The sequence below is a fragment of the Pseudomonas eucalypticola genome (genome assembly GCF_013374995.1).
GTDB lineage: Bacteria > Pseudomonadota > Gammaproteobacteria > Pseudomonadales > Pseudomonadaceae > Aquipseudomonas > Aquipseudomonas eucalypticola.
In genome coordinates, this window is sequence record NZ_CP056030.1 from 2,345,049 (window position 1) to 2,369,503 (window position 24,455).

20 protein-coding genes are annotated in these 24,455 nt (G+C 65.8%); 8 read left to right on the forward strand and 12 right to left on the reverse strand.

Going from position 1 to position 24,455, the window contains the following annotated elements:
* Window positions 1-55 precede the first annotated feature (55 nt).
* The 4 genes from HWQ56_RS10845 (at window position 56) to HWQ56_RS10860 (ending at window position 3,794) form a co-directional block, all read left to right on the forward strand.
* Window positions 56-1,048, forward strand: coding sequence for a hydroxyacid dehydrogenase (locus HWQ56_RS10845; protein WP_176570468.1), 993 nt, complete (start codon window positions 56-58; stop codon window positions 1,046-1,048).
* Window positions 1,045-1,734, forward strand: coding sequence for an RraA family protein (locus HWQ56_RS10850; protein ID WP_158157946.1), 690 nt, complete (start codon window positions 1,045-1,047; stop codon window positions 1,732-1,734). The genes HWQ56_RS10845 and HWQ56_RS10850 overlap by 4 nt, the downstream gene beginning before the upstream one ends.
* 74 nt (window positions 1,735-1,808) lie before the next feature.
* Complete coding sequence (locus tag HWQ56_RS10855; protein ID WP_158157945.1) at window positions 1,809-3,098, forward strand: CitMHS family transporter; 1,290 nt, start codon at window positions 1,809-1,811, stop codon at window positions 3,096-3,098.
* A gap of 3 nt (window positions 3,099-3,101) precedes the next feature.
* Window positions 3,102-3,794, forward strand: coding sequence for a TerC family protein (locus HWQ56_RS10860; protein WP_158157944.1), 693 nt, complete (start codon window positions 3,102-3,104; stop codon window positions 3,792-3,794).
* Window positions 3,795-3,859: 65 nt separating this feature from the next.
* On the opposite strand, the gene HWQ56_RS10865 is transcribed toward HWQ56_RS10860, so the two are convergent.
* Together HWQ56_RS10865 and HWQ56_RS10870 are read right to left on the reverse strand one after the other, a co-directional pair.
* Window positions 3,860-5,278: a YncE family protein gene (locus HWQ56_RS10865; RefSeq protein ID WP_176570469.1), complete on the reverse strand. Its 1,419-nt coding sequence runs from the start codon at window positions 5,276-5,278 to the stop codon at window positions 3,860-3,862.
* Between the two features lie 115 nt (window positions 5,279-5,393).
* A complete protein-coding gene (locus tag HWQ56_RS10870) occupies window positions 5,394-7,610 on the reverse strand; it encodes a TonB-dependent siderophore receptor (protein ID WP_425331958.1) in 2,217 nt (738 codons plus the stop codon).
* A gap of 301 nt (window positions 7,611-7,911) precedes the next feature.
* Here HWQ56_RS10870 and HWQ56_RS10875 point away from each other — a divergent pair, with 301 nt between their 5' ends.
* Both HWQ56_RS10875 and HWQ56_RS10880 read left to right on the forward strand, forming a co-directional pair.
* Window positions 7,912-8,619 carry a response regulator transcription factor gene (locus tag HWQ56_RS10875; RefSeq protein ID WP_176572382.1) on the forward strand — a complete coding sequence of 236 codons (708 nt, stop codon included), beginning with the start codon at window positions 7,912-7,914 and terminating at the stop codon, window positions 8,617-8,619.
* Window positions 8,616-9,959 carry a sensor histidine kinase gene (locus HWQ56_RS10880; RefSeq protein ID WP_176570471.1) on the forward strand — a complete coding sequence of 448 codons (1,344 nt, stop codon included), beginning with the start codon at window positions 8,616-8,618 and terminating at the stop codon, window positions 9,957-9,959. Before HWQ56_RS10875 ends, HWQ56_RS10880 begins: the two co-directional genes overlap by 4 nt.
* Before the next feature lie 913 nt (window positions 9,960-10,872).
* Here the strand turns inward: HWQ56_RS10880 and HWQ56_RS10885 are convergent.
* From HWQ56_RS10885 to HWQ56_RS10915, 7 genes are all read right to left on the reverse strand, one after another.
* Window positions 10,873-12,048, reverse strand: a complete 1,176-nt coding sequence (locus tag HWQ56_RS10885) for a fumarylacetoacetate hydrolase family protein (RefSeq protein ID WP_176570472.1) — start codon at window positions 12,046-12,048, stop codon at window positions 10,873-10,875.
* A gap of 9 nt (window positions 12,049-12,057) precedes the next feature.
* On the reverse strand, window positions 12,058-13,842 hold the full coding sequence (locus HWQ56_RS10890) for an IlvD/Edd family dehydratase (RefSeq protein WP_176570473.1): 1,785 nt from the start codon (window positions 13,840-13,842) through the stop codon (window positions 12,058-12,060).
* Window positions 13,843-13,858: 16 nt separating this feature from the next.
* On the reverse strand, window positions 13,859-14,743 hold the full coding sequence (locus tag HWQ56_RS10895; RefSeq protein WP_176570474.1) for an NAD(P)-dependent oxidoreductase: 885 nt from the start codon (window positions 14,741-14,743) through the stop codon (window positions 13,859-13,861).
* Window positions 14,740-16,086 carry an MFS transporter gene (locus HWQ56_RS10900; RefSeq protein ID WP_158158199.1) on the reverse strand — a complete coding sequence of 449 codons (1,347 nt, stop codon included), beginning with the start codon at window positions 16,084-16,086 and terminating at the stop codon, window positions 14,740-14,742. Before HWQ56_RS10900 ends, HWQ56_RS10895 begins: the two co-directional genes overlap by 4 nt.
* A 54-nt stretch (window positions 16,087-16,140) precedes the next feature.
* Window positions 16,141-17,115, reverse strand: coding sequence for a D-erythronate dehydrogenase (gene denD, locus HWQ56_RS10905; RefSeq protein WP_176570475.1), 975 nt, complete (start codon window positions 17,113-17,115; stop codon window positions 16,141-16,143).
* A 184-nt stretch (window positions 17,116-17,299) separates the two neighbouring features.
* Window positions 17,300-18,148 carry an ureidoglycolate lyase gene (locus tag HWQ56_RS10910; protein WP_176570476.1) on the reverse strand — a complete coding sequence of 283 codons (849 nt, stop codon included), beginning with the start codon at window positions 18,146-18,148 and terminating at the stop codon, window positions 17,300-17,302.
* A 36-nt stretch (window positions 18,149-18,184) separates the two neighbouring features.
* Window positions 18,185-18,925, reverse strand: coding sequence for an SDR family oxidoreductase (locus tag HWQ56_RS10915; RefSeq protein WP_158158202.1), 741 nt, complete (start codon window positions 18,923-18,925; stop codon window positions 18,185-18,187).
* A gap of 179 nt (window positions 18,926-19,104) precedes the next feature.
* Between HWQ56_RS10915 and HWQ56_RS10920 the strand changes: the two genes are divergently transcribed.
* Complete coding sequence (locus HWQ56_RS10920; RefSeq protein WP_176570477.1) at window positions 19,105-20,037, forward strand: LysR family transcriptional regulator; 933 nt, start codon at window positions 19,105-19,107, stop codon at window positions 20,035-20,037.
* Window positions 20,038-20,047: 10 nt separating this feature from the next.
* On the opposite strand, the gene HWQ56_RS10925 is transcribed toward HWQ56_RS10920, so the two are convergent.
* The 3 genes from HWQ56_RS10925 to HWQ56_RS10935 all read right to left on the reverse strand — a co-directional run bounded on the left by HWQ56_RS10925 (window position 20,048) and on the right by HWQ56_RS10935 (window position 22,838).
* Window positions 20,048-20,824, reverse strand: coding sequence for a phosphate/phosphite/phosphonate ABC transporter substrate-binding protein (locus HWQ56_RS10925; RefSeq protein WP_245217834.1), 777 nt, complete (start codon window positions 20,822-20,824; stop codon window positions 20,048-20,050).
* Window positions 20,825-20,834: 10 nt separating this feature from the next.
* Window positions 20,835-21,773: a fatty acid desaturase gene (locus tag HWQ56_RS10930; RefSeq protein ID WP_176570478.1), complete on the reverse strand. Its 939-nt coding sequence runs from the start codon at window positions 21,771-21,773 to the stop codon at window positions 20,835-20,837.
* Between the two features lie 159 nt (window positions 21,774-21,932).
* Window positions 21,933-22,838, reverse strand: coding sequence for an EamA family transporter (locus HWQ56_RS10935; protein WP_158158205.1), 906 nt, complete (start codon window positions 22,836-22,838; stop codon window positions 21,933-21,935).
* 103 nt (window positions 22,839-22,941) lie between these two features.
* On the opposite strand from HWQ56_RS10935, the gene HWQ56_RS10940 reads away from it, so the two are divergent.
* Window positions 22,942-24,417 (forward strand): aminotransferase-like domain-containing protein, encoded by a 1,476-nt coding sequence (locus HWQ56_RS10940; RefSeq protein ID WP_176570479.1) that lies wholly within the window; start codon window positions 22,942-22,944, stop codon window positions 24,415-24,417.
* Window positions 24,418-24,455 lie beyond the last annotated feature (38 nt).

A 24,455-nucleotide genomic window follows, 5' to 3' on the forward strand; every position in this document is an offset into this window, starting at 1 on the left:
ACTCCCGGCATGCCCCCTTCAGGCGGCGCACAACAATAAGCCAGAGAACTTCCCCATGCCTCATGTGATCCTTGTGACTGCGCCCCGGCTCGCGCCCGCCGGCCTGGAACTGCTACGTGCCGCAGGCTGCCAGGTGCTGTACGTCAACGCCGAGCAAGGCGCCGCCGACATCGAGCGGATCATGGCCAGCGAGCCCGTGGACGCCGTCATTTCCCGGACCCTGGACCTCACCGAAGCGGCCATCGCCGCCTGCCCAACCCTCAAGGTCATTTCCAAGCATGGCGTGGGGGTCAGCAACATTGCCGTGGCCGCCGCCACCGCGCGGGGCATCCCGGTGTACGTGACCCCAGGCGCCAATGCCCAGTCGGTCACTGAGATGACCCTGGGCCTGATGTTCGCCGCCGCCCGCAAAGTCAGCTGGATGGACCGCGAAATTCGCCACGGCCGCTGGTCCCGCGCCCAGGATGGCCTGGAGCTGAGCGGCCGCACCCTGGGCCTGGTCGGTTTTGGTCAAGTGGCCCGCCGCGTGGCCCGGGCCTGCCAGGCCATTGGCATGAGCGTGGCCGTGTATGACCCGCTGCTGCCGGCCGATGCAGGGCTTGAAGGCGCTGAACGCGTGACCGATTTGCCCGCCTTGCTGGCACGCAGCCACGTGCTCAGCCTGCACGTGCCGCTCACCGCCCAGACCCGTAACCTGATCGGTGCACCTGAGCTCGCCCTGCTGCCCGAGGGCGCGTTGCTGATCAACACCGCGCGTGGCGAAGTGGTGGACGAGGCCGCCTTGGTACAGGCGTTGTCCACTGGCCAGCTATACGCCGCGGGGCTTGACACCATGGCCGTGGAACCACTGCCGCCCACCAGCCCGTTGCTGCGCCTGGACAACGTGGTGCTCACCCCCCACGTGGGCGGCTCGACCCCGGCCGCCCTCGCGGGCATGGCCGCCGGCGCGGCGCGCAACGTGCTGGGCTTTCTCGACGGCACGCCGCCCGCGGCCAGTGCCTGCGTCAACCCACAGGTTTTCGATCACTGCTCTGGAGTACTGTCATGACCGCTCAACAATGGCCTGTCGGCTACCGTATCAACCCACGGGTGGCCAGCCTTTCCGCCGAGCTGGTGGAAGCGTTTCGCGCCATTCCCGTAGCCGTGGCCGGCGACTGCATGGGGCGCAGCATCGGCGCCCGCGGCCTGCGTGCCTACCATGGCGACCTGGCGCTGAAGCTGTGCGGCCCGGCGTTCACCGTGCGGGTGCGCCCGGGTGACAACCTGATGGTGCACAAAGCGCTGATGATGGTCCGCCCCGGCGACGTGCTGGTCATCGATGGGGGTGGCGACGTCAGCCAGGCGGTCATCGGCGGCCTGGTGCGCACCACGGCTTTGCGGGTGAAGCTGGGCGGTATCGTCATCGACGGCGCCGTGCGCGACCTTGAGGAATTGGCAGAAGGGATTGTCCCGGTATTTGCCGCCGGCCACACCCACCGTGGCCCGAGCAAGGACGGCCCGGGCGAGATCAACGTACCGATCGCCTGCGCCGGCCTGTGCGTGCTGCCGGGTGACCTGGTGCTGGGTGACGCCGACGGCGTCATCGCCATTCCCGCCCAGGATGCCGCCGCGCTGCTGCCCAAGACCCTGGCCCACCTGGACCGCGAGGCCGGTATCCGCGAGACCAACCGCGCCGGTACCGCCGACCCCGAGCGCTTCGATTCGCTGTTGCGGGCCAAGGGCCTGCCGGTGTGAGGTGATGCGTCGAACCCTGGCGCCGGGCGCCAGGGCCACTGCCTGTACAATTATAAGAAACAGGACTTTTGCTCATGCTCATGATGCTGAGTTTTATCATGCTGGCTTGCTTCATCTTTTTCCTGATGAGCAAGAAGCTCTCGGCGCTCACCGCCCTGATCCTGATCCCCACCGTATTCGCCCTGATCGGCGGCTTCTACGACGAACTGGGCACGTACATCCTCGATGGCGTCAAGGTGGTCGCACCCAATGGCGTGCTGATGATCTTCGCCATGCTGTATTTCCTCACCATGACCGAAGCCGGGATGTTCGACCCGCTGGTGACGCGTATCGTCAACGCGGTGCGTGGCGACCCGGTGAAGATTTTCGTCGGCACCGTGGCCCTGGCCTGCGTCGTCGCCCTGGACGGCGACGGCGCCACCATCTACATGATCGTGCTGTCGGCGTTTCTGCCCATCTACAAGCGCCTGGGGTTGTCGCTGCCGATGGTCTGCTGTCTGCTGCTGCAAGTGGCGGGGCTGGGCAATATGGTGCCCTGGGGTGGCCCCACTGCACGGGCCGCCACCGCCATGCATGTGGACGTGGGCGAGATGTTCGTGCCCATGCTGCCGGCGCTGGTGGCCTGCCTGGCCTGGACCTTCGTACTGGCCTGGCTGTTTGGCCGCCGCGAACGCGCGCGACTGGGCGGCGCCATCGACCTCAACGGCCATTTCGCCGACCACCAGGCCGAGCGCTGTGGCAGCGGCTGGCGTTTCTGCTTCAACTGGGTGCTGACTGCGGGGCTGATCGTGGCCCTGTGCCTGGAGGTGCTGCCGCTGAGCTACCTGTTCATGGTGGCGGCGTGCCTGGCCATGGTCGTGAACTTCCCGCGGCTCAAGGACCAGCAGGCGCAACTGGAATTGCATGCGCCGGCGATTCTGGCGGTGGCCAGCCTGATTTTCGCGGCGGGGGTATTCACCGGTGTGCTGAACGGTACGGGCATGGCCAATGCCGTCGCCCAGGGCCTGCTGCACGTGATACCCGATGGGTTCGGCCCGTACATGGCCGTGATTACCGCCCTGATCAGCATCCCGGTGACCTGGCTGGTGTCCAACGATGTGTTTTATTTCGGTATCATGCCGATTCTGGCGCAGACCGCCCATGCCCATGGCATCACGGCCATGGAAATGGCCCGAGCCTCGCTGGTCGGTCAGCCGGTACACATTCTCAGCCCGCTGGTGGCCTCGACGTATCTGGTGGTCAGCATGCTCAAGCTCGATTATGCCGAGAACCAGCGTTTCACGTTTCGCTGGTCGCTGGTCAATTGCGTGATCCTGCTGGCGGTGTCGCTGGTGACTGGTATTTTTCCCCTGTTCGTTCATTGAGGTATGCCCTTGGAGTGGCTCAGCAACCCTTTCTTCTGGACCGCCCTGGCCCAGATCATCGCCATCGACCTGTTGCTTGGCGGTGACAACGCGGTGGTCATCGCCATGGCCTGCCGGCGCCTGCCCAAGACCCTGCAAACCAAGGCCATCTACGGCGGCATGGCGGGGGCTGTCGCGGTGCGGGTGGTGATGCTGTTCTTCGCCCTGCAACTGCTGGCCGTGCCCTACCTGAAACTGGTGGGCGCGGTGTTGCTGTTGTGGGTGGGTATCAAGCTGGCGGCCAACCGCGACGATGACGCCGAGGACATCGATGGTGGCACGCGCCTGTGGACGGCCATCAAGACCATCATCGTCGCCGATGTGGTGATGTCGCTGGACAACGTGCTGGCGGTCGCAGGGGCGGGTAACGGCAACCTGTACCTGGTGGCGGCGGGCGTGCTGATCAGCATCCCGATCATTGTGCTGGGCAGCCGGTTCGTGCTGGCGGTGATGGAGCGCTTCCCGGTGGTGGTGCAGGCAGGCGCCGCGCTGATCGGCTGGATCGCCGGTTCCATGGCCAGCCAAGACCTGGCCTTGTTCCCGCCGTTGGCACCGTTACCCTGGTTGCATTGGGCGGTGAGCGGGGCAGGGGCCGTGCTGGTGGTGCTGGTAGGCAAATGGCTGGGTAGCCGCAAGGTGGTCGCGGCAGAGTCGTAGGGCGCTGCCCCCACGGGAGAGGGCGCAAACAGTGGGGAGCCGAGCACGTCGGCCCCCCCAGGGCATCAACGCACCTGCGTGATACGGGTGATGCGGTCGCCGTTCTGGTCGTCAGGTCCCTTGGATTTGTTCACCGCGTACACGGTGCCCTTGGCATCCACGGTCACGTGGTTGGGGAAGGTGCCGTCGTCCAGGTTGGCGACCAGCTTGCCGTCGGGGTCGACCACGGTCACGGTACCGGCACCCCGGTTGCTGACATACGCCAGGCGCTTGTTCGGGTCGAAGGTCACGTTCAGCGGGCCGGCGCCAGTCGGCACCAGGTGCAGGGTCTTGCCGCTGGCGACATCGACGATGGCCAGATTGTCGCTGTTCTGCGCAGCCACGAACAGGCGGTTGGTCTTGGCGTCGTAGGCTACGCCCATGGCGGTTTTCACGCCTTCGATCGGGAAGACCTTTTCCACATTGCCCGTCTTGGCGTCGATCACCGCGGCTTCGTTGGTGCTCAGGCTCACGGTGTACAGTTTGTGGGCCTTGGCATCCAGGTGCAGGCTGGCCACGGTGAAGGACGCGGCGCGCTCGCCACGCTGGGCCGACTTGATCTCGATGGTGCGTTCCACGGCCTGCTTGCCGGCGTCGAACATGACGATGGTGTTGCTGCCGGTGGCGCCGGCGAAGGCCTTGTCCAGTTCGGTGTCGACCACCACGTCGCGGGCATGGGCCACGGTGTCCGGGGCGAACTGCTTGACCAGGCTCAGGTCGGACTGGCGGTAGACGGCCACGCTGTTCTGACGGGTGTTGGTGACCCACACCGTGCCATTGCGGTCGTCCACGCCCACGCCGTACACGGCGTAGACGGCGCCGGGTTCCTTGCCTGGGGCGGCAGCCGGGGTAACCTTGGCTTCAATGGCCAAGGTCTTGGGGTTGAGCTTGAGCAATTGCGATTCGGTCACCGGTGGGCGGCCCACGGCGGAGGTGACGAAGATCGCGCCGGTCTTGTCGCTGACGGCCGACTGGTACAGGCCCGGCACCAGCTTGCTGCTGGTCAGCTTGAAGCGCTCGGTGCCCGACAGGGGGACCACGGGCGAGACCTTCAGCGGCAGCACGGCGGCGGCCGAAGGGTTGGTGACATTGACGATGATGGGCTGCTGGCCCACGGCGGCGTCGGCCGGCACCTTCAGGGCGCCCTTGAACTGGCCTTCGCTGTCGGCCACGTAGGCGTCGGCGTTGAGCACGGTGGTGCCGCGCAGCAGGGTGATGTGCTGGCCCGGCTTGAAGCCACGGCCCATCAGTTGCACGTCGCTGCCGGCGGTGACGGCACCGCCGTTGGCCGGCATGGCCATGATCTGGCCCTGGTAGTTCGGGTCCGGTGCATCGAAGGCCGATTGCGCCATGGCGGCTTGCATGCCCAGGCTCATCAGGCCAATCAGCGAGGCCAGCTTGCAGAGCTGGCTGGCAGGGGACCGCGCGCTAGTGCGTTGTTTCATCGAAGACTCCATGTTGAAGGTGGGCAAGCCCCCTGACGGTGGCAGGGGGCCTGGATCATATCAAGATGCAATGAGAATCATTCTGTTTTTTACAAATTGGTACATTTGTAAAGGCTCAGAACGAGGTCGATACACTGGCGTACACCGCCTGGCCATGCTGGTTGTAGGTCGCCGCGCCGGCGCTGTTGGAGTTGCCTTCGCGGTACAGCTTCTTGTCGAAGATGTTGTTCACGCCGGCGCCCAGGCGCACGTTCTTGGTCAACTGGTAGCCAACGTTGATGTTGACCAGGCTGTAGGCGCCCACTTCTTCGGTGTTCACCCCCGCGGCATCGACCTTGGTGGTGCCCACGGTCGGCGGCTTCTGGCGGCCGAAGCTGGTAATGCTCAACTGAGTCGAGAACTTGTCGTTGACCTGCCAGTCCAGCATCGAATTGACGGTGTACTTGGGAATCATCGACAGCACGTTACCGGTGTCCAGGTCCTTGTTTTCCTGCATGTAGGTGCCGTTGGTGGTCCAGCTCAGGTTGTCGGCCAGGGGCACGGTGAGGTTGGCTTCAAAGCCCTGGGTCACGGCTTTCTTGGCGTTTTCCCACTTGAGGATCATGTTGCCGCCCGAGGAGTAACCCTCGATGTCGGTGCCGGCCACCACCTTGTTGTGGTAGTCGTTGCGGAAGAACGTCAGGCCGGCGATCCAACCCTCGCGCTTGAACTCCAGGCCGATTTCCTTGTTGACGCTGGTCTCGGCTTTCAGGTTGTCGTTGCCCTGGATGTAGCAACTGCCGGTGCTGCCGATCGGGCAGCCGTTGCCAGAGCTGAGCAACAGGTAGTTGGGGTCCAGCTGGTACAGGTTCGGCGCCTTGAATGCGCGGGCGATACCGGCCTTCAGGGTGAACTCGTCGTTGAGCTTCTGGGTCATGTTCAGGCTGGGCGACCAGTTCACGCCGAAATCGGTGTGGTCGTCCATGCGCACGCCCGGGGTCAGGGTGGCGCCGGCCCAGGGCTCGATGTTGTCTTCGGCGAACAGCGAACCGATGTTGGCCGCCGACTTGCTGCTGCGGGTGCCGGAGGCCAGCCCGGCAATGGAATCGGCCGAGGTGGTGCCGTTGTAGTAACTGCCCGACGACAGGGCCTGGCTGGTGGAAGCCGGGTCATCCAGCTCCTGGCGGTTCCATTCGCCGCCCAGGGTCAGGGTCTGCGGCAGGCGGGTGCTCAGCGGAATGTTGAATTCGCCGTGGGCCAGGTAGTTCTGCAGGTTGCTGGTGGTGAAGTCGGTGGAGTCGATGGTGCCTTCCACGCCACCGGTCAGGCCTTCGTCCAGGCGGCGGTTACGGGTGTGCTCGTACTGCACGTAGAACTTGCTGGTGCCGAAGTCCCAGTCGCCATTATGGGTGATGGCGAAATTGTTGCGGTACATGACGTTGGTTTCACGGCCCACCCAAGGTGCGGCGCTGGCGGCCTTCTTGCTGGTCAGGCTCTGGTTGTACTGGTTGTCGCCGTCGTAGATGTTGCCCTGGCGGCTGTAGCTGGCGTCGAAGTCGATGCTCTGGCGCTCGTCCAGCTTCCAGGTCAGCCGGCCGTTGATGTCCTTGTTGCGCACACCCTCGGCACCGGAGGCGGCGGATTCGCCCGCTGCTTCGTGGCCTTCGTTGATGTCGGTGCTGTCGCGGTCGGTCTTGCTCAGGTTGCCGTATACCCGGTAAGTCAGGTTGTCGGTCAGCGGCCCGCTGAGGCCGAAGGTGGCGCGCTTGGTAGCGCCTTCGTCCTTGTCCTTGGGCATGTCGGTGTACACGCTGAAATTGCCGTGGGTTTCCTGGGTGGGCTGCTTGGTGATGATGTTCACCACGCCGCCGGCGGCGCCGTTGCCGTAGCGGGCCGCGGCCGGGCCACGGACCACTTCGATGCGCTGCACTTCATCGGCCGGTACCCAGTTGGTGTCGCCGCGGGTATCGCGGTCGCCGGTACGGCCGTAGCGCACCGAGTTGCGCGACTCCACCGGCAGGCCGTCGATCAGGATCAGGGTATTCTCGGGGCCCATGCCGCGAATGTCGATCTGCCGGTTGTTGCCGCGCACGCCGCTGGCGCTGTTGCCGGTGAGGTTGACGCCGGGCATTTTGCGGATGATGTCCGACAGGTCGTTGACCGGGGGCGCCTTCTGGATATCGTCGGCGGTGATGATCGACACGCCCGGTGCCTGTTTCAGCTCCTTTTCTGCGGTGACCATGGTGTTGTCCAGGGTGATGGCCTGGTCATCCACGGCGTTCGCCGCACCGGTGTTGCTGGCGGTGGTGTCGGCCAACAGGGCAGGGGACACAGAGGCCGCCAGGATGGCGATTGAAAGGCGACTCAGTGATGCACGAAAAACCACGACGATACTCCCGTTGAAATGTGGAACCGGCGCCGCTTCTTTCCCTGAGCGGCGTTGGGCGGTTGTCCAGACGGGGTGCGATAATAGGCAGTCGTAATTGTTAATAAATCTTATTTACAAAATTTACCTCCGCCTGGCTGGGCAGGGTTCGCCGGGCCAAAAGAACTGTAAATTTCGTAAAGCTTGGTCATTTCTCAGTTGATAATAATTACAATTTGCATCGTTATGGTCTGCCCGCCTTCCCGTTTTTTTCGAGAGTTACCCTGTGATTGCTACCCCACCTGCCACCACGACGAGGATCCTCGCCGTGGAAGACGATCGCCTGCTCGCCGCCCATTTGCACCAGCACCTGCGCAAGCGCGGTTTTGAGGTGACCCTGTGGGATGGTGCGCCAGGCACCGATGCCCCACAGCAGTGGCAGGGTTTCGACCTGATCCTGATGGACATCCTGCTGTCCGGCAGCAATGGCCTGCAGTTGCTGGGTCAGCTGCGCCAGCGCTTTACCGTGCCGGTGATTCTGATGTCGGCGCTGGGCGCCGAGCAGGACCGCATCATCGGGTTCAGCCAGGGCGCCGACGACTACTTGCCCAAGCCGTTCAGCATGGGCGAGATGGACGTGCGCATCGACGCGGTGCTGCGCCGGGTGGCCTACGAACGCTCGGCCCCGGCGAGTGCCGAGGACGGCCAACTGCGCCGGTGTGATGACGGCGTGCAGGACATGTGCCTGGGTGCGGCCCGGGCCGGGTTCACCCCCGTGGAATTCCGGTTGATGGAAACCCTGCTTTCGCACCCCGAGGAAGTGCTGAGCAAGACATTCCTCTACCAGCGCGTGCTGCACCGGCCTTATTCCCTGCAGGACCGCGTACTGGACCTGCATGTCAGCCATGTGCGGCGCAAACTGGCTGCAGTGGGTTTCGACGGCCGGGTCGAAACGGTATGGGGCAAGGGTTACGTGCTCAAGGCCGCCCAGGCATGAAAGTGCCGGGCCGCGGTTCGGTGTTGTGGAAACTGTGTGCCTTGCTGGCCACCTTGATGCTGCTGGTGATCTGGCTCAGCCGTTCCTGGGGCATGCACTTCGAGCGCGAAGGGTACCGGCTATCCGACGACGCCCAGCAAACCCTGCGTGGTTATGCCGCCGAGGCTGAAGCCGTGTGGAGTGCCGGCGGGCCGGCCGCACTGGGCCAATGGCAACAGCGCTTCAGTGCGCGCGAACCGGGCTGGGCCGTGGTATTGGGGCCAGACATGCGCCCCTTGGACGGGCACCGGCTCAACCCACGCGAGCGTCATGCCCTGGGCTTCGCCCGCGAGATCGACTGGGCCATGAGTGCCCGTGCCCGAGGGCCGCTGCTGATCAAGGTGGCGTTCCCCATCGACCCCGGTGGCGGCCAACTGGTGTTGCAGTTACCCGACCGCTTCGTGCCTGGCATGTCCGTGAGCTGGCAACTGCTTGCCCACTGGCTGGTGCCCGCGGCACTGTCCTTGCTGATCGGCGCGCTGCTGTATCGCCTGCTGATCGGCCCCCTGGCCCACCTGCATGCCCATGCCAACGCCTTGCGTGAAGGGCGGTTGGAAACGCGGCTGCCCGCGGTCATCACCCGTCGCGGTGACGAACTGGGCGACCTGGGCCGCACCTTCGACCACATGGCGGACCGTTTGCAGCAGACGGTGGCCTTGCAGCGGCGACTGCTGCGCGACATGTCCCATGAGCTGCGCACGCCCTTGAGCCGCCTGCAGGTGGCGGTGGAAAGCGACGCCGACGCCCCGGCCCTGCGCCAACGCCTGGCGCGGGAAGTCCAGTGCATGCGCCAACTGGTGGACGACACCCTGGAGCTGGTGTGGCTGGACACCGAGCGGCCGCAGTTGGCCCTGGACAGCCTGGAAGTGGGGACCCTGTGGGAAATGCTGCGCGAAGATGCCTGCTTCGAGTCCGGCTGGGCGCCCGAGCAGTTGCCCAATGAACTGGGTGGCCCGTGCTGGGTGCGCTGCCACCTCAACGGCCTGGCCCAGGCCCTGGAAAACATCCTGCGCAACGCCATCCGCCATTCCCCGGCCGCCGGCCAGGTGCGCCTGGGTGGACGGCGGGAAGCGGACCACTGGCACCTGTGGATCGACGACCAGGGCCCCGGTGTGGCCGAGCAGTCGCTGGAAGGCATCTTCGAACCCTTCACCCGCCTCAATGCCTCCCGCCCTGGGGGCGACGGCTTCGGCCTGGGCCTGACCATCGCCCGCTGCCGGGTGCAACTGCAAGGTGGTGAATTGTGGGCGCAGAACCTCAACCCGGGCTTGCGGCTGAATCTGCGGTTGCCGGTGGCTTGATGAGGCAGGCGTCGCCTGCTGCCTGGGCTGCTGGCGCCCTGAAGATCCGGCCCTGACCCGATTCCAAGCCAGACAAACAAGGCGGACCAAGTGATCTCACAGACATAACTGGCCCGAAACAGATGTGGGACCGGGCTTGCCCGGGAAGCGCCGCGCCGGCGGCGCACGGTCGCAAGGGCGCCAGAAGCCTCAAGCCATGCACCTAGCTGCCCTGACCCAATCCCAAGGCGAACCAACAAGGCGGACCAGACAATGGCACAGGCATAACTGGCCCGAAACAGATGTAGGAGCGAGGTGGGCGCCTAGCCCTTGCTCGCGAAGCGCCGCGCGGGCGGCGCGCGGTCTCAAGGGCGCTGGAAAAACCCAAGCCATGCACCTGGCCGTCCTGACCCAATCCCCAGCCAAACCAACAAGGCGGTCCAGGCAATCCCACAGACATAACTGGCCCGAAACAGATGTGGGACCGGGCTTGCCCGGGAAGCGCCGCGCGGGCGGCGCGCGGTCTCAAGGGCGCTACAACACCATCGACTAGCGCTTGGTGGCCATGATGAGATCTCCAGCGGGCCCCTGAAAGCCAGTCATGAAACCGCATCATGGCCTCCAGGTGCATGGCTTGGGTTTCTCCAGCGCCCTTTAGACCGTGCGCCGCCCGCGCGGCGCTTCCCGGGCAAGCCCGGTCCCACATCTGTTTCGGGCCAGTTATGGCTGTGCCATTGCCTGGTCCGCCTTGATTGTCCGCCTGGAGATTGGGTCAGGGCCTCCAGGCGCATGCCTTGGTTTCTCCAGCGCCCTGGAGACCGTGCGCCGCCCGCGCGGCGCTTCCCGGGCAAGGGCTCGGCGCCCCCCCCCCAGTCCCACCTCTGTTTCGGGCCAGTTATGCCTGCTCCATTGCCCGGTCCGCCTCGCCTTGCACTCAGAGATACCCCCGCTTCGCCAGGTTACGCATCAGCGCACCCACGCCAAATTGCCACGGGGGGGCCTGGTCGCTGGTGCTGACGCGGTTGTGCAGGCCGCCCAGGGCCGGGCTGTGGATGCTCACGCGGTCACCGGGCTTGTGGGTGAAGCCTTGGCCGGGCTGGTCGCGGTCGTCGGTGGGGGCGAACAGGGTGCCCAGGAACAGGACGAACCCGTCGGGGTATTGGTGGTTGGCGTTCAACGCCTGGCCGGCCAGGTCCTGCGGGTCGCGGCTGATCTGGGCCATGGCGCTGCGGCCTTGCAACACGTAGCCGTCCAAGCCTTCCACGCGCAGGCCGACTTCGCAGCCGCGCACGGTGTCCAGATCGAACGAGCCGTCGAACAGGCGAATGAAAGGTCCCAGCGCGCAGGAGGCGTTGTTGTCCTTGGCCTTGCCCAGCAGCAGGGCGCTGCGGCCTTCGAAGTCGCGCAGGTTGACGTCGTTGCCCAGGGTCGCGCCCTGGATGCGCCCACAGCTGTTGACCACCAGCACCACTTCGGGCTCGGGGTTGTTCCAGTGCGAGCCAGGGTGCACGCCCACCGCGCTGCCGCTGCCTACGGCCGACAGCACCGGCGCCTTGGTGAAAATCTCGGCGTCGGGGCCGATGCCGACCTCCAGGTATTGCGACCACATGCCCTGGTCGATCAATACCTGCTTGAGCCGCATTGCCTCGGGTGAACCGGGCTGCAGGTTACGCAGGTTATCGCCGATCACCTCGTGTACCAAGGCGCGGATGCGCTCGGCCTGGCCGGCATCACCCGCGGCCTTTTCCTCGATGACCCGTTCGATCATGCTGGCAGCGAAGGTCACCCCAGCGGCCTTGATCACCTGCAGGTCGATGGGCGCCAGCAGTGACGGCTGGCCCGCGTCCCGCTGCTCGCCACTGTTGGCCAGCAACGCCTCGATGCTCCCCAGGTCAGTGCCTGGGGCCTGGCTCAATACGCTTACCGGGTCTTCCTGCTCCAGCAGGTCGCTGACGGTGGCAAAGCGCGCGGTGATATCCAGCACGCGGCCTTCGCGAATCAGCACCACGGCCGGGCCAGCAACGGGGGCCGGCAGCCATGCGCGGCCAATCAGGGTCGCGTGCGCCCAGTCATGGGGCAGGGAATTGTCGATTGTCAGGTGCATGGCCATTCCTTGGGGTCAGTGAGAGTGGCGCGGCGCGCCGTTTTCCGGGATCACCCGCCAGTACAGGGTGGCCGGTTCCAGGCAGCCACCGGTAGACAGTTGGCCCACCAGTTGCCGGTACAGCTCCTGCCACGGCGTCTGCGAGGCCGGTATGGCGGGCAAGGCTTCCTGGCGTCGGGCCTCCAGGGTGGCATCGTCCACCAGCAGGTTGACGCTGCGGCTGTTGAGGTCCACGCGCAACCGGTCGCCCGTGCGCAGCAGCGCCAGACCACCGCCCACCGCTGCTTCCGGCGACATGTTGAGGATCGACGGGCTGGCCGAGGTGCCGCTCTGGCGGCCGTCACCCAGGCACGGCAAGGAGTCGATGCCGCGTTTGATCAGCTCGGCCGGGGGCGCCATGTTCACCACCTCGGCACTGCCGGGGTAGCCCACGGTCCCGCAGCCACGGATGACCAGGATGCAGCGCTCGTCGATGTCCAGGGTGGGATCGTTGATGCGCGCCTGGTAGTCCTCGGGGCCGTCGAACACGATGGCGCGCGCCTCGAAGCAGTTGGGCTGCTGTGGGTCACTGAGGTAGGTGCTGCGGAAGGCCTCGCCCACCACCGACATCTTCATGATGGCGCTGTCGAAGAAGTTGCCGCTGAGCACGATGAAACCGGCGCGGTGCTTGAGCGGGTCTTCGTAGCCGCGGATCACCTGGCGGTCTACGGTCTGCGCCTGGGCGACGATCTCGCCCATGCTGCGGCCGCTGACGCTAAGGCAGTCCTGGTGCAGGCGGCCGACCTTGGCCAGTTCGTGCATCACCGCGGGCACGCCGCCGGCGCGGTGGAAACTTTCCCCCAGGTACTCGCCGGTCGGCATGCAGTTGACCAGCAGTGGCACGTCTTCGCCCACCCGTTGCCAGTCGTCCAGGCTCAGGTCGATGCCGCTGTGGCGGGCGATGGCGATCAGGTGCGGTGGGCAGTTGGTGGACGCGCCGAGGGCCGAAGCTACGGCGATGGCGTTCTCGAATGCGGCATGGGTCATGATCTGCGACGGCCGTACATCTTCACGTACCAGCTCGACGATGCGCAGGCCGGTGGCGTAGGCCATTTGCCCCCGCTCGCGGTAGGGGGCGGGGATGCTGGCGCAGCCTGGCAGCGACATCCCCAGCGCTTCGGCCAGCGCGTTCATCGACAGCGCCGTGCCCATGGTGTTGCAGTGGCCGATGGAGGGCGAGGCGGCGGTGGTCATCTCCATGAAGCCTTCGTAGTCGATCTCGCCAGCGCTGAGCAGGTTGCGCGCGTGCCACAGCACGGTGCCGGAGCCGATGCGCTGGCCCTTGTGCCAACCGTCCAGCATGGGCCCGCCCGACAGCACGATCGACGGCAGGTCGGTGGTGGCCGCGGCCATCAGGCAGGCCGGGGTGGTCTTGTCGCAGCCGGTGGTCAGCACCACGCCGTCCAGTGGGTAGCCGTGCAGCACCTCCACCAGCCCCAGGTAGGCCAGGTTGCGGTCCAGGGCGGCGGTGGGCCGGCGCGATTGCTCGGCAATGGGGTGCACGGGGAACTCCATGGGAATGCCACCGGCATCGCGGATGCCGTCCTTGACCCGCTTGGCCAACTCGATGTGGTGGCGGTTGCAGGGGGTGAGGTCGCTGCCGGTCTGGGCGATGCCGATGATCGGGCGCCCGGACTGCAGCTCGGCGCGGGTCAGGCCCTGGTTCATGTAGCGCTCGGTGTACAGCGCGGTGAGGTCGGCATGGGCCGGGTCATCGAACCAGTCCTGGCTGCGCAGGCGACGGGGTGGGGTAGTGCTCATGGCAGGCTCCGGAAAGTCAAAGAGGCAAGTGATTGTGGCGGCGTAATTGGCGGATCAGCGCAGCGTGGTCCAGGTCGCCATCGCCGGCGTCCACCAAGGCTGCGAACAGGCTGTCCACCAGGGTGCCCACTGGCAGGTTGAGGCCAAGGCGCTGGGCATGGGCCAGGGCGGTGCGGGTGTCCTTGAGCTGCCACTTGCTAGGGCCGCCGGGGGTGAAGTCGGCGTCAAGCATGCGCTGGCCGTGCTGGCGCAGGATGGGCGAGTCGACGAAGCCGCCCAGCAGTGCCTCGCGCACCTTGGCCGGGTCGGCGCCGCCGCGTTCGGCCAGCAACAGGCCTTCGGCGACGGTGGCGATGGTGCTGGCGACGATGAGCTGGTTCACCAGCTTGGCCAGTTCGCCGCTGCCGGCAGGGCCCACGCGCACAGGGCGGCCCAGGGCTGACAGCACCGCGTGGCCCTGGTCGAAAGCGTCGGGGGTACCGCCCACCATGATCGCCAGGCTGGCCTCGCGGGCGCCCCGCTCACCGCCGGACACCGGCGCGTCCAGGTAACCCAGGCCACGTTCGGCGCATTGGCGGGCATGCTCGGTGGCGGTGTCCACGGGAATCGAACTCATGACGATCACCAGCGCCCCCGGGCGCAGCGCGCCGGTGGCGCCGTGATCGCCGAACAGCACCTGAGTGCAGGTGGGGCCGTCGCTGAGCATGCATACCAGTACGTCGGCGCCCTCGGCGGCGGCCTGGGCGCTGTCGCTCACCCGGGCGCCGTCGGCGGCCAGGGCGGCGGCTTTGTCTGGCGAACGGTTCCAGGCGCGCACCGGGTAACCGGCGCGCAGCAAGTTGCGCACCATGGGCGCGCCCATGATGCCGGTGCCGATGAAGGCGATCTCGGGGAGGCTCATGCCTTGTCTCCAATCAGGGGGCGACTGGCCGCCGGCACTGGTTGGCGGGGCATCAGCATCATGCCGATGCCTGCCGCGCCGACCAGCGCGGCGATCACCAGGAAGCCCGGGGTGTAGCTGCCGGTGGTGGTGTACAGCAGCCCGGTGAGGTACGGCCCGGAAAAGCCGCTGAGGTTGCCGATGGAATTGATCAGGCCGATGCCGGCCGCCGCACCGACCCCGGTCAGCACTTGCCCGGGTACGGCCCAGAACACGTTGATGGCGCTGTACACGCCGATGGCCAACAGCACGAAGCCGATGACGATGATCCACGGCTGGTTGATCAGCAGCGCCAGGGCGATGGAAATCGATGCCAGCAACGCCGCGCCCCCGGCATGCCAGTGACGTTCCTGCAGGCGGTCGGAACGGCGGCTCCAAAGGATCATCGCCACCGCGGCCAGGGCATAGGGAATGGCCGTAATGAGACCGTTCTGCATCAGCCCCAGGTCGAGCCCGAACGAGGCGCGAAACGACTGCAGCACGCTCGGCAGGAAGAAGTTCATGGCGTTGGACCCTGAGGTGATGCCGAAGTACACCAGCGCCAGCATCCACACCTGGCGATTGCCCAGGGCACGGCGAATCATCTGCCCTTTGCTGAGGCCGGCATCCACGGCCAGGGGCTTGTCGCGCTCCTCCCGGTCCAGGGTGTTGATCAGCCACGAGCGCTGTTCAGGGCTCAGCCAATGGGCGTCCGCCGGGCGGTCGGTGAGGTAGAAGAAGCACACCACCCCCAGCACCATCGCCGGTATGCCTTCGGCCAGGTACATCAGCCGCCAGCCCACCACGCCCAGGCTGTCACCCAGTTGCATCAGGCCCACCGACAGCGGCGCGCCGATCACCTGGGCGATGGGCACGCCCAGGTAAAAGGTCGCGATCATGCGGGCCCGGTAGCGGCTGGGGAACCATAGCGACAGCAGGTAGATGACGCCGGGGAAGAAGCCCGCCTCGGCGATGCCCAGTAACACCCGCAGGGTGATGAAGTGCCCGGCGGTCTGCAACAGGCCCATGGCCGAGGCGATCAGGCCCCAGGTCACCATGATGCGGGCAATCCAGACCCGGGCGCCGAAGCGGTGCATCATGATGTTGCTCGGCACTTCGAAGACGAAGTAGCCAAGGAAGAATATCCCGGCCCCCAGGCCATAAATGGCCTGGCTGATGCCGATGTCTTCGTTCATCTTCAGGGCCGCGAAGCCGACGTTGGTGCGGTCCAGGAAAGCGACCACGAACAGCAGGATGAGGAAGGGCACCAGGCGTTTGGTGACGCGGCTGATGGTCTGTTTTTCGATGTCCGATACGGGGTTCATGTCGGGTGGCCTCGCCTTGTTATTGTTGTGGGGGCGGCTCTGAACGTTGTCGCATCAATGGGCGGCGGTGTCCTCGATGTGGGCGCGGATCAGGGTGTCGAAGTCCGGGTCGGCCTTGAACCCCAGCGAGCGCGCGTAGGGCGCTTCGACCCGGCTGGGCCAGCTTTCGACGATGCGCTGGATGGTTGCGTCCGGCTCCCAGCGAATCAGCTTCACGGCGTCAGGGCCGGCCACCCGTTCCAGGGCCGCGACCATGTCAGCGACGGTGGTGGTCAGGCCGGGCAGGGGAATCACCCGCTGGTTGCCCAGGGCTTCGGGGGCCAGGGTCATGGCCAGCAGCATCGATTCGACCGCCCGGCGTGGGGAGGACAGGTACACCGGGGTGTCGGGGCGCACCGGGCACACGGCCGGCAAGCCCGCCAGCGGTTCGCGGATGATCGAGCTGAAGAAGGTCGACGCTGCCTTGTTGGGCTTGCCGGGCCGCACGGCGATGGTGGGCAGGCGCAGCACGCGGCCATCGATGAAGCCTTTGCGCGCATAGTCGGCGACCAGCAGTTCACCCACGGCCTTTTGCATGCCGTATGACGATTGCGGGGTGAGCGCGGTGTCGTCGTTGACCACGTGCGGCAGCACGCCGCCGAACACCGCGAAGCCGCTAGCGTACACCAGGCGTGGGGCGCGGCCTTGCTGGCGCAGGGTTTCAAGCAGGGTCATGAGGCCGTGCAGGTTGACCTGCATGCCCAGGTCGAAGTCCGCCTCGGCGGCGCTGCTGACCACGGCCGCCAGGTGCCACACCAGGTCGATGCCGTCGGTGATGCGTGCCAGGGTGGGAGCATCGCTGATGTCGCCCGTGACGACCTCGAGGCGGGGGTCGCTGGGTACGCCTTCGCCGTCGAAGGCGTCGAACAGCACGATGCGTTCGACGGTGCGCGGGGCCTGGCCGTCGAGGGCCAGGGTGCCGAGGTCGAGCAGGCGCTGGGCCAGTTGCTTGCCGATGAAACCGGTACCACCGGTGATCAGAATACGCATGGGGTGTTCCTTGTTGTTATGAACGTAACGGTCGTTGTTCGCTGTGCGGGGGCATCACGGCCGGCGCCGCCGCCTACGGTGGGACCGGGCGAAGCTCGGGAAGCCGGCACCGCGGGCAGGCTGATACGGCGCGGTGTTCTTTTCCCGAGCTTCGCCCGGTCCCACAGGGGGATGGCAAAGCACCTTAATCGGCCTGCACGGTCCGCTGGCGCTGCTCGCCCAGCCCGGCGATGCCCAGGCGCATCTCCTGGCCGGGCTTGAGGAACACCGGGTCGGGCTTGACGCCCAAGCCCACCCCCGGTGGCGTGCCGGTGGAAATGATGTCGCCGGGCTGCAGCGACATGCAGCGGCTGAGGTAGGCGATCAGCGCCGGGATCTGGAACACCAGGGTGCGGGTGTTGCCGTCCTGGTAGCGGTGGCCGTCCACCTCCAGCCACAAGTCCAGCTGGTGCGGGTCGGCCACCTCGTCGCGGGTCACCAGCCACGGGCCGATGGGCCCGAAGGTGTCGAAGCCCTTGCCCTTGTCCCAGGTACCGCCACGCTCCAATTGCCATTCGCGTTCGGAAATGTCATTGATCACGCAATAGCCGGCCACATGCTCCCAGGCATTGGCTTCATCGATGTAGCGTCCGCCCTTGCCGATGACCACGCCCAATTCCACTTCCCAGTCGGTTTTCTTCGACCCTCGGGGAATCTCCACGTCGTCGTTGGGCCCGCAGATGGCGCTGGTCCATTTGTTGAAGATCACCGGTTCGCTGGGCACCGCCATGTTCGATTCGGCAGCGTGGTCGGCATAGTTCAGGCCGATGCAGATGAACTTGCCCACCTGGCCCACGCAGGGGCCGATGCGCGGGGTACCCGGCACCAGGGGCAGGCTGCGTGCCTGCAATCCTGCCAGCTTGGCCAGGCTTTCCGGTTCCAGCTGGGCACCGCCGATGTCCGGGACATGGCCGCTGAGGTCGCGGATCTGCCCTTGGTCGTCCAGCAGGCCGGGTTTTTCCTGGCCCTTGGGGCCGTAGCGCAGCAATTTCATCGCAAACTTCCTGATTCGGGTCGGGTGGGAAAAAGTCTAGTTGCTCATGCCGCCGTCGATCACATGGACAGCGCCAGTGGTATAGGCGCTGGCCTCCGAGCCCAGGTACAGGGCCAACCGAGCGATCTCCTCGGGCGTGCCCAGGCGGCCCATGGGCTGGCGCGCCACGAAGGCCTGGTACACCTCGGCCTCGCTGCGACCTTCGGCGCGGGCCTGGTCGGCGATGCGCTGGCGCAGGGAGGGCGAGTCGACGGTGCCGGGGCAGATAGCGTTGCAGCGGATACCCTGGGCCACGTAGTCGGCGGCCACGGATTTGGTCAGGCCGATCACCGCCGCCTTGCTCGCCGAATAGGCGAAGCGGTTGGGCACGCCCTTCACGCTGGAGGCCACGGAGGCCATGTTGACGATGCTGCCTCTGCCCGCGGCGAGCATGCCCGGCAGCACGGCGCGGATCATGCGGTACATGGCCGTGACGTTGAGGTCGAAGGAGAACTGCCAGGCTTGCTCGTCGCACTCCAGCAAGCTGCCGCTGTGCACATAGCCCGCGCAATTGAACAGCACATCGACGGTGCCCACCTGTTCGGCCACGGCCAGGATGGCGGCGGGGTCGGTGACGTCCAGGGCCAGTGCCTGAACACCCGGCACATCGCGCAGGCCGTCGATGTTCAGGTCGGTGGCGATGACGTGGGCGCCGGCCTGCTGGAAGGCCAATACCGAGGCACGGCCAATACCCTGGGCAGCGGCCGTGATCAACACACGTTTGTCAGCGAGGCTCATGGGGGAGGTCCTTGTTGTTATGAAGCACATCCGCTTGGGCTCTGTATGGAATGCATCCCAACTCGGCCATGCTGCGTTGAAAACAGCCGCTGGAATGCCCTTGAAGAATAGACACTAGATCGTCTTGCCGATAATCGCCAATGAGTTATTCTCACCTTTCAATAACCAGGGGTTATCGCATGGCCGAGGTGTCCTACAACCAATTGTGCAACTGGCTGCGGTTCCGCCACCTTGTGTTGATCGACACCCTGGCCCGAACCCAGAACATGCACGCCACTGCCCAGCAAATGAACATCAGCCAGCCGGCGGTGAGCAAGATGCTGCGCGAGGCCGAGAAAATGCTCGGCTTCGACCTGTTCCAGCGCCTGCCGCGCAGCCTGCAGCCCACCGACCTGGGGCTGCACGTGGCGCGCTACGCGCAGATCGCCCTCAATGACGCGCGCCATTTCGTCGGCCAGGTCAACGACCTGCGCGAGGGTGGCCACGGCCTGTTGAAAATCGGCACCATCTTCGCCCCCACATCCCTGGCCTTGCCCCAGGCCATTGTCGCCGTCAAACAGCGGTGGCCGCTGCTGACCCTGGAAGTGCTGGAGGGCACCAGCGCCAACCTGTTGACCATGCTCGAACACAAGCAATTGGACCTGGTAGTCGCGCGCTTCACCCTGGACCGCCATCGGCAGCTGTTCGACTTCCAGCCCCTGGCCCCGGAACCGCTATGCCTGGTCGCCGGTAGCCAGCACCCGCTGGCGGGCAATTGCGATCTGCCGCTGGCTGAACTGGGGCAGTGGCCGTGGATCGTCTACCCCTCGGGCACCCCCATGCGTGCCCGGCTGGAGCGCGCATTTGCCGAGGCGGGCATGCAGTCGCCGGGCAATACCGTGGAAACCATTTCGATGCAGACCACCCTGCAGTTGCTGCAGACCGCGCCCATGCTGGCCATGTTGGCGGAGTCCATGGTCGAGCCGGACATCCGCGCGGGCAGGCTGACGCGGTTGAACCTGCCATTTCCGTTGGTGCTGGATGACTATGGCATCATCACGCGGCGCGGGGAGGTACCGGGGTGGTCGGCGCAGGCGTTCATCGAAGCACTGGGCGACCGGCAACGGCCGTAGGCGCTGGCTTTCAATCCAGCCGGGCGTACCCCCACTGCACCGCTTGCGTCTCGTAGCGTTGCACCACCTCATAATCGGCCAGGCGCGCTGGCAGCACCTGTACGATGCCCAAGGTGTCCGTTATCTCGGGGTCGCTGCGCAGCCCGCTGTTCAGCGCGTCGAGCAGATCGGCCACCGGCACGTCGTTGTGGGCACTGATGTACGGCAACGTCGGGCTGTTCACGGTCCGCCCCAATACCCTCACCTGCGCTACCGTTTGAGGCGCAAAGCGCTTGAGGTAGGCAAAGGTCACGCTATCGATGGCGGCCAGGTCGGCCTGGCCGGCCGCCACCCGCCGCAGGCTTTCGCGGTGGCTGCCGCTGATGCTTACCCGGGCGAAAAATCGTCCGTCGCGGGCCAGCGGTGCCACGGCATGGCGCAGCAGGTTCATGCCGCTGTTGGAGTCCTCGCCGTTGACCGCCGCATGGCTGCCGCGCAGGTCGGCAAGGTGCTGCCATGACGCCTGATGGTGGACAACCAGCAGGCTGCAATGCTCGCCACCCTGGGCATCGGGCAGGTCGAAACAGGGCCGGCCAATCACCCGAACCCTGTCCTTGAGGCGGGTGACAAGGGGGTAGCCGCAGGTCTGGCCGATCAGCAGGCGCGGGTTGAGCCATAGCTGTTCAAGGGGCTCGTCGTCCCGCTGGCGGTGGCCGATGCCCAGCACGCGCAGGGTATGGGCCAGCCAGCGCTCACTGGCCTGCAACACCTGGGTCGGCGCCACGTACATCGGCAGTTCGGCGATCATGCGCGGCTCCTCAGTGCCAGGGGTGCAGTGGGCTGTCGATGGGGCGCAGGCCATGGCGGCGAAACAGTTCACCGTAGCCGTGCACCAGGAAATGGCCACTGCGGCGCAGCCAGTCTTCTCGCCGTTGGCGGTAGACCCGCGGCAGGTAATACCAGGGTAGGCCGGGCAGGTCGTGGTGCACCAGGTGCAGGTTGAGGTTCAGGAACAGCCAGCGCCAGGGCCAGCCGGCTTCGTTGATCACCGAGCGCTGTTCCGGGGACTGGGCCGGACGGTGCTCGTAATAGGAACGCACCATCGACAGGGCCAGCGCCAGCAGGCTGGCGGTGACGTAGCCCAGTACGCCGATACCGCCCTGGCTGTGAACGAACGCCAGTAAGGCCAGCACGCACACCCCGTGGCATAGCCACATGAGCCAGGCCTGGACCACGCCTTGACGCAGGCGAGTGGCTTCGGCGACCAGCAAGCTCGCCAGCGCCAGCGCAGGGCCCACCAGCAAACGCCCGCAGAGCGTCTTGTTCAACCAGTGCAGCCTGCGCGCCAGCCCACCGCTGCTGGCCCAGGCGCTCTGGTCGACATAGCGGCTTTCAGGGTCGCGCCTGGGGCGGGTCAGCTCGGCGTCACGGTGGTGCAGCAGGTGGCCGTCGCGGTACAGGGTATAGGGGTACCATAGCGCGAACGGGGCATAGCCCAGCAGCTTGTTGACCCAGGGCAGGCGCGTAGGGTGGCCATGCAGCAATTCGTGTTGCAGCGACATCCACAGGGTGATCAGCGGAACCAGCAACACCAGGGTCACCCCGGAACCCAGCCTGGGGCCGTAGTGGATCAGGCCGAACCAGCCCGCGTAGGTGCCCAGCAGCAATAGCCAGGTGGGCCAGTCGGTGCGGGCGGTCCAGGTACGTTGCAGGGCGGTGATGCCGTGCTGGTGTGCAGCGTCGAGATAGGCAGGCATGGCAGGCCAGGTGCGTGATGGGACGACGGCACCATAGCAACATTTTTTATATCGTAAAAATCACCAGTTGCTACTTGGATAGATGAAAAACTAATAAGTCGCCGCCTCAACGCATTGCCGCCTCGGCTCCGGACGGCCGGGCCCATCGTCTAGTCGCCCTTAGCCCCGGGCGGCCAGCAGCCGGGGGAGGGCGCCGCCGAACATGTTCACCAGCAAGCCGGCGATCACCACCAGGGCGCTGGCCACCTGCGCAGCGGACAGGGTTTCGCCCAGCAGCAGGTTGGCGCTGACCAGGCCGACTACCGGCACCAGCAGCGACAGCGGCGCAATGCGCCAGGCTTCGTAGCGCTTGAGCAATTGGCCCCACACGGCGTAGCCGAACAACGTGGCCAGGAATGCCAGGTACACTAGGGAAAAGGCCGTCTGCGCCGAGAGGTTTTCCACGCTCTGCAGCATGACCTGGGGGCCATCCACCAGCCAGGAACAGGCCAGGAACGGGATCACCGGTACCAGTGCGCTCCAGACCACCAGCGACATCATCGAGGTGGGATGCTGGCGCGCGATCACCTTGTTCGTGACATTCCCCAAGCTCCAGGCGACCGCCGCGCCCAAGGTCAGCAGCAAGGGCAACAGCGGCAACGCCTGGGCCTGCGCGCTGGCATCGCCGGCCTTGGCCAGCAACCCCATGCCCACGCCGGCGATCAACATGCCCGCCACATGGTGCCAGTGGAGTTTTTCCGAGAGCAGCAGGGCCGCCAGGAGCATGGTGAAGAACGCCTGGGCCTGCAGGATCAGCGAAGCGATCCCGGCGGGCATGCCCAGCTTGATGCTGAGAAAGAGAAAGCCGAACTGCCCGAAACTGATGGTCATGCCATAGGCCAGCAGCCACTTGAGCGGAACGGCCGGGCGTTTGACGAAGAACACGGCGGGAAATGCCACCAGGGCAAAGCGCAGGCCCCCTAGCAGGAAGGGCGGCATGCCATGCAGCCCCACCTTGATCACCACGAAGTTGATGCCCCAGGCCACCACCACGGCGAGGGCGAGTATTCTGTCGGTCAAGCGCATGAAGCATTCCTTGTATCACTGATAGCGTGTTCGCTTGACTCGATTCTAGGGCCGCCGTAGCGTGCCGACGATACACAGATCCCGTGAATTAGAGGCAGTACAGATGACATCACAGGAGGCTTGGCAGGCCGCGCGCTACCGGCAACTGGCCGAGCGGATCAAGGTCTCCATCGACAGCGGCGCACTGCAGCCTGGTACTCGCCTGCCGTCGGTGCGCACGCTGGCAGCGCAGTATGGTGTCAGCCAGACCACTGCCCTGAACGCGCTGCGCACCCTGGAAAACCAGCGCTACGCCGAGGCTCGGCCCAAGTCCGGGTTTTTCGTCGCCCAGGCATCGGCGGCCCGCCATGACCAGGCCAAGGTCATCGCCCCCCTGGACGAACAGACCGAACTGCACCTGGCCCTCGTGGGCAGCGAGTGCCGCGTGCGGCTCGACCTGGCCAACGGCAGCAGCGACCTGTACCCGCTGGAAAAAATGGCCGTGTTGCTGCGCAAGGCCAGCCAGGCGAAACCGGCGGTATTGGGCACCGCCGTCAAGGGCACGGGCTATCCGCCGCTCAAAGCCGAGATTGTCCGCCGTGCGCTGCACCATGGCTGCAACCTGGACCCCGACGCCCTGCTGATCACCAACGGCTGCATCGAAGCCCTGTCACTGGCCTTGCGCGCAACCCTGAGCGCAGGTGATGCGGTGGCCGTCGAATCGCCCTGCTATTTTGTCTTGCTGCACATGCTCCAGAGCCTCGGCCTGCGCGTGGTGGAGGTGCCTGCCGGCGCCGCCGGGTACGTTGACGTAGACCGTCTGCTCGCCTTGTTCGAAAACCGGGCTGTGAACGCCTTCGTCACCTTGGCCAACATCAACAACCCATTGGGCAAAAGCATTCCCAGCCCCGCCAAGGCTGTCATCGCGGCGAGCGCCGACGCGCACGGAATCGTCATCATCGAGGACGACATCTTTGGCGATACCGCTTTCGGTGAACAGCGCCCGTTTCCGTTTCTGGCCTTCAGCCCCAACGCGCTGTTGTGCAGCGGCTTCTCCAAGACCCTGGCGCCGGGCCTGCGCATAGGCTGGGTTTACAGCCGCCAGCACAGCCGCCGGTTGATGATGCTCAAATACACCTCCAGCATGGGCACCTCGATACCCCCGCAACGGGCAATTGCCGAGATGCTTTGCAATGGTGGCTACGACGCACACCTGCGCCGATTGCGCAGCACATTGGCCACGCAGATCCGGCAGCTGCGCGAAGCGGTAGTGTACAGTTTTCCGGTTGGCACGCAGGTGTCGGAGCCCGAAGGCGGGTATGTGCTGTGGGTACAGATGCCGCCGGGTGCGCTGAATGTCAGGGAGCTGTTCATCAAGGCCCGAACACGGGGGATCGGCATCGCGCCGGGGCACATCTTCGCCACGGACGGGCGCTACGATCACTGTTTTCGCTTGAATGCAGGGTTCGGTTGGGATCAGGACGTGGCCGCCGCTATCGAGCAATTGGCGACATGGTGCGGTGAATCACTGGCCGTCGATAACCGCGCGTTATCGCCCAATCGAATGTTGTCATTGGGCAAACCCGCCACCCCTCTCTAAAGTGCAGGAGCCCCCACGCGCTCGCGTTCGGGGCCTAC

What these genes read in the sequence shown, in the direction of transcription:
- HWQ56_RS10880 (WP_176570471.1), top strand. Translation starts at nt 8,616, where the DNA reads ATGAAAGTGCCGGGCCGCGGTTCGGTGTTGTGGAAACTGTGTGCCTTG.
- HWQ56_RS10925 (WP_245217834.1), bottom strand. Translation starts at nt 20,824, where the DNA reads ATGATCGCCGAACTGCCGATGTACGTGGCGCCGACCCAGGTGTTGCAG.
- HWQ56_RS10940 (WP_176570479.1), top strand. Translation starts at nt 22,942, where the DNA reads ATGACATCACAGGAGGCTTGGCAGGCCGCGCGCTACCGGCAACTGGCC.
- HWQ56_RS10895 (WP_176570474.1), bottom strand. Translation starts at nt 14,743, where the DNA reads ATGAGCCTCCCCGAGATCGCCTTCATCGGCACCGGCATCATGGGCGCG.
- HWQ56_RS10865 (WP_176570469.1), bottom strand. Translation starts at nt 5,278, where the DNA reads ATGAAACAACGCACTAGCGCGCGGTCCCCTGCCAGCCAGCTCTGCAAG.
- HWQ56_RS10920 (WP_176570477.1), top strand. Translation starts at nt 19,105, where the DNA reads ATGGCCGAGGTGTCCTACAACCAATTGTGCAACTGGCTGCGGTTCCGC.
- HWQ56_RS10860 (WP_158157944.1), top strand. Translation starts at nt 3,102, where the DNA reads ATGCCCTTGGAGTGGCTCAGCAACCCTTTCTTCTGGACCGCCCTGGCC.
- HWQ56_RS10890 (WP_176570473.1), bottom strand. Translation starts at nt 13,842, where the DNA reads ATGAGCACTACCCCACCCCGTCGCCTGCGCAGCCAGGACTGGTTCGAT.
- denD (WP_176570475.1), bottom strand. Translation starts at nt 17,115, where the DNA reads ATGCGTATTCTGATCACCGGTGGTACCGGTTTCATCGGCAAGCAACTG.
- HWQ56_RS10845 (WP_176570468.1), top strand. Translation starts at nt 56, where the DNA reads ATGCCTCATGTGATCCTTGTGACTGCGCCCCGGCTCGCGCCCGCCGGC.
- HWQ56_RS10930 (WP_176570478.1), bottom strand. Translation starts at nt 21,773, where the DNA reads ATGCCTGCCTATCTCGACGCTGCACACCAGCACGGCATCACCGCCCTG.
- HWQ56_RS10915 (WP_158158202.1), bottom strand. Translation starts at nt 18,925, where the DNA reads ATGAGCCTCGCTGACAAACGTGTGTTGATCACGGCCGCTGCCCAGGGT.
- HWQ56_RS10850 (WP_158157946.1), top strand. Translation starts at nt 1,045, where the DNA reads ATGACCGCTCAACAATGGCCTGTCGGCTACCGTATCAACCCACGGGTG.
- HWQ56_RS10855 (WP_158157945.1), top strand. Translation starts at nt 1,809, where the DNA reads ATGCTCATGATGCTGAGTTTTATCATGCTGGCTTGCTTCATCTTTTTC.
- HWQ56_RS10910 (WP_176570476.1), bottom strand. Translation starts at nt 18,148, where the DNA reads ATGAAATTGCTGCGCTACGGCCCCAAGGGCCAGGAAAAACCCGGCCTG.
- HWQ56_RS10885 (WP_176570472.1), bottom strand. Translation starts at nt 12,048, where the DNA reads ATGGCCATGCACCTGACAATCGACAATTCCCTGCCCCATGACTGGGCG.
- HWQ56_RS10900 (WP_158158199.1), bottom strand. Translation starts at nt 16,086, where the DNA reads ATGAACCCCGTATCGGACATCGAAAAACAGACCATCAGCCGCGTCACC.
- HWQ56_RS10935 (WP_158158205.1), bottom strand. Translation starts at nt 22,838, where the DNA reads ATGCGCTTGACCGACAGAATACTCGCCCTCGCCGTGGTGGTGGCCTGG.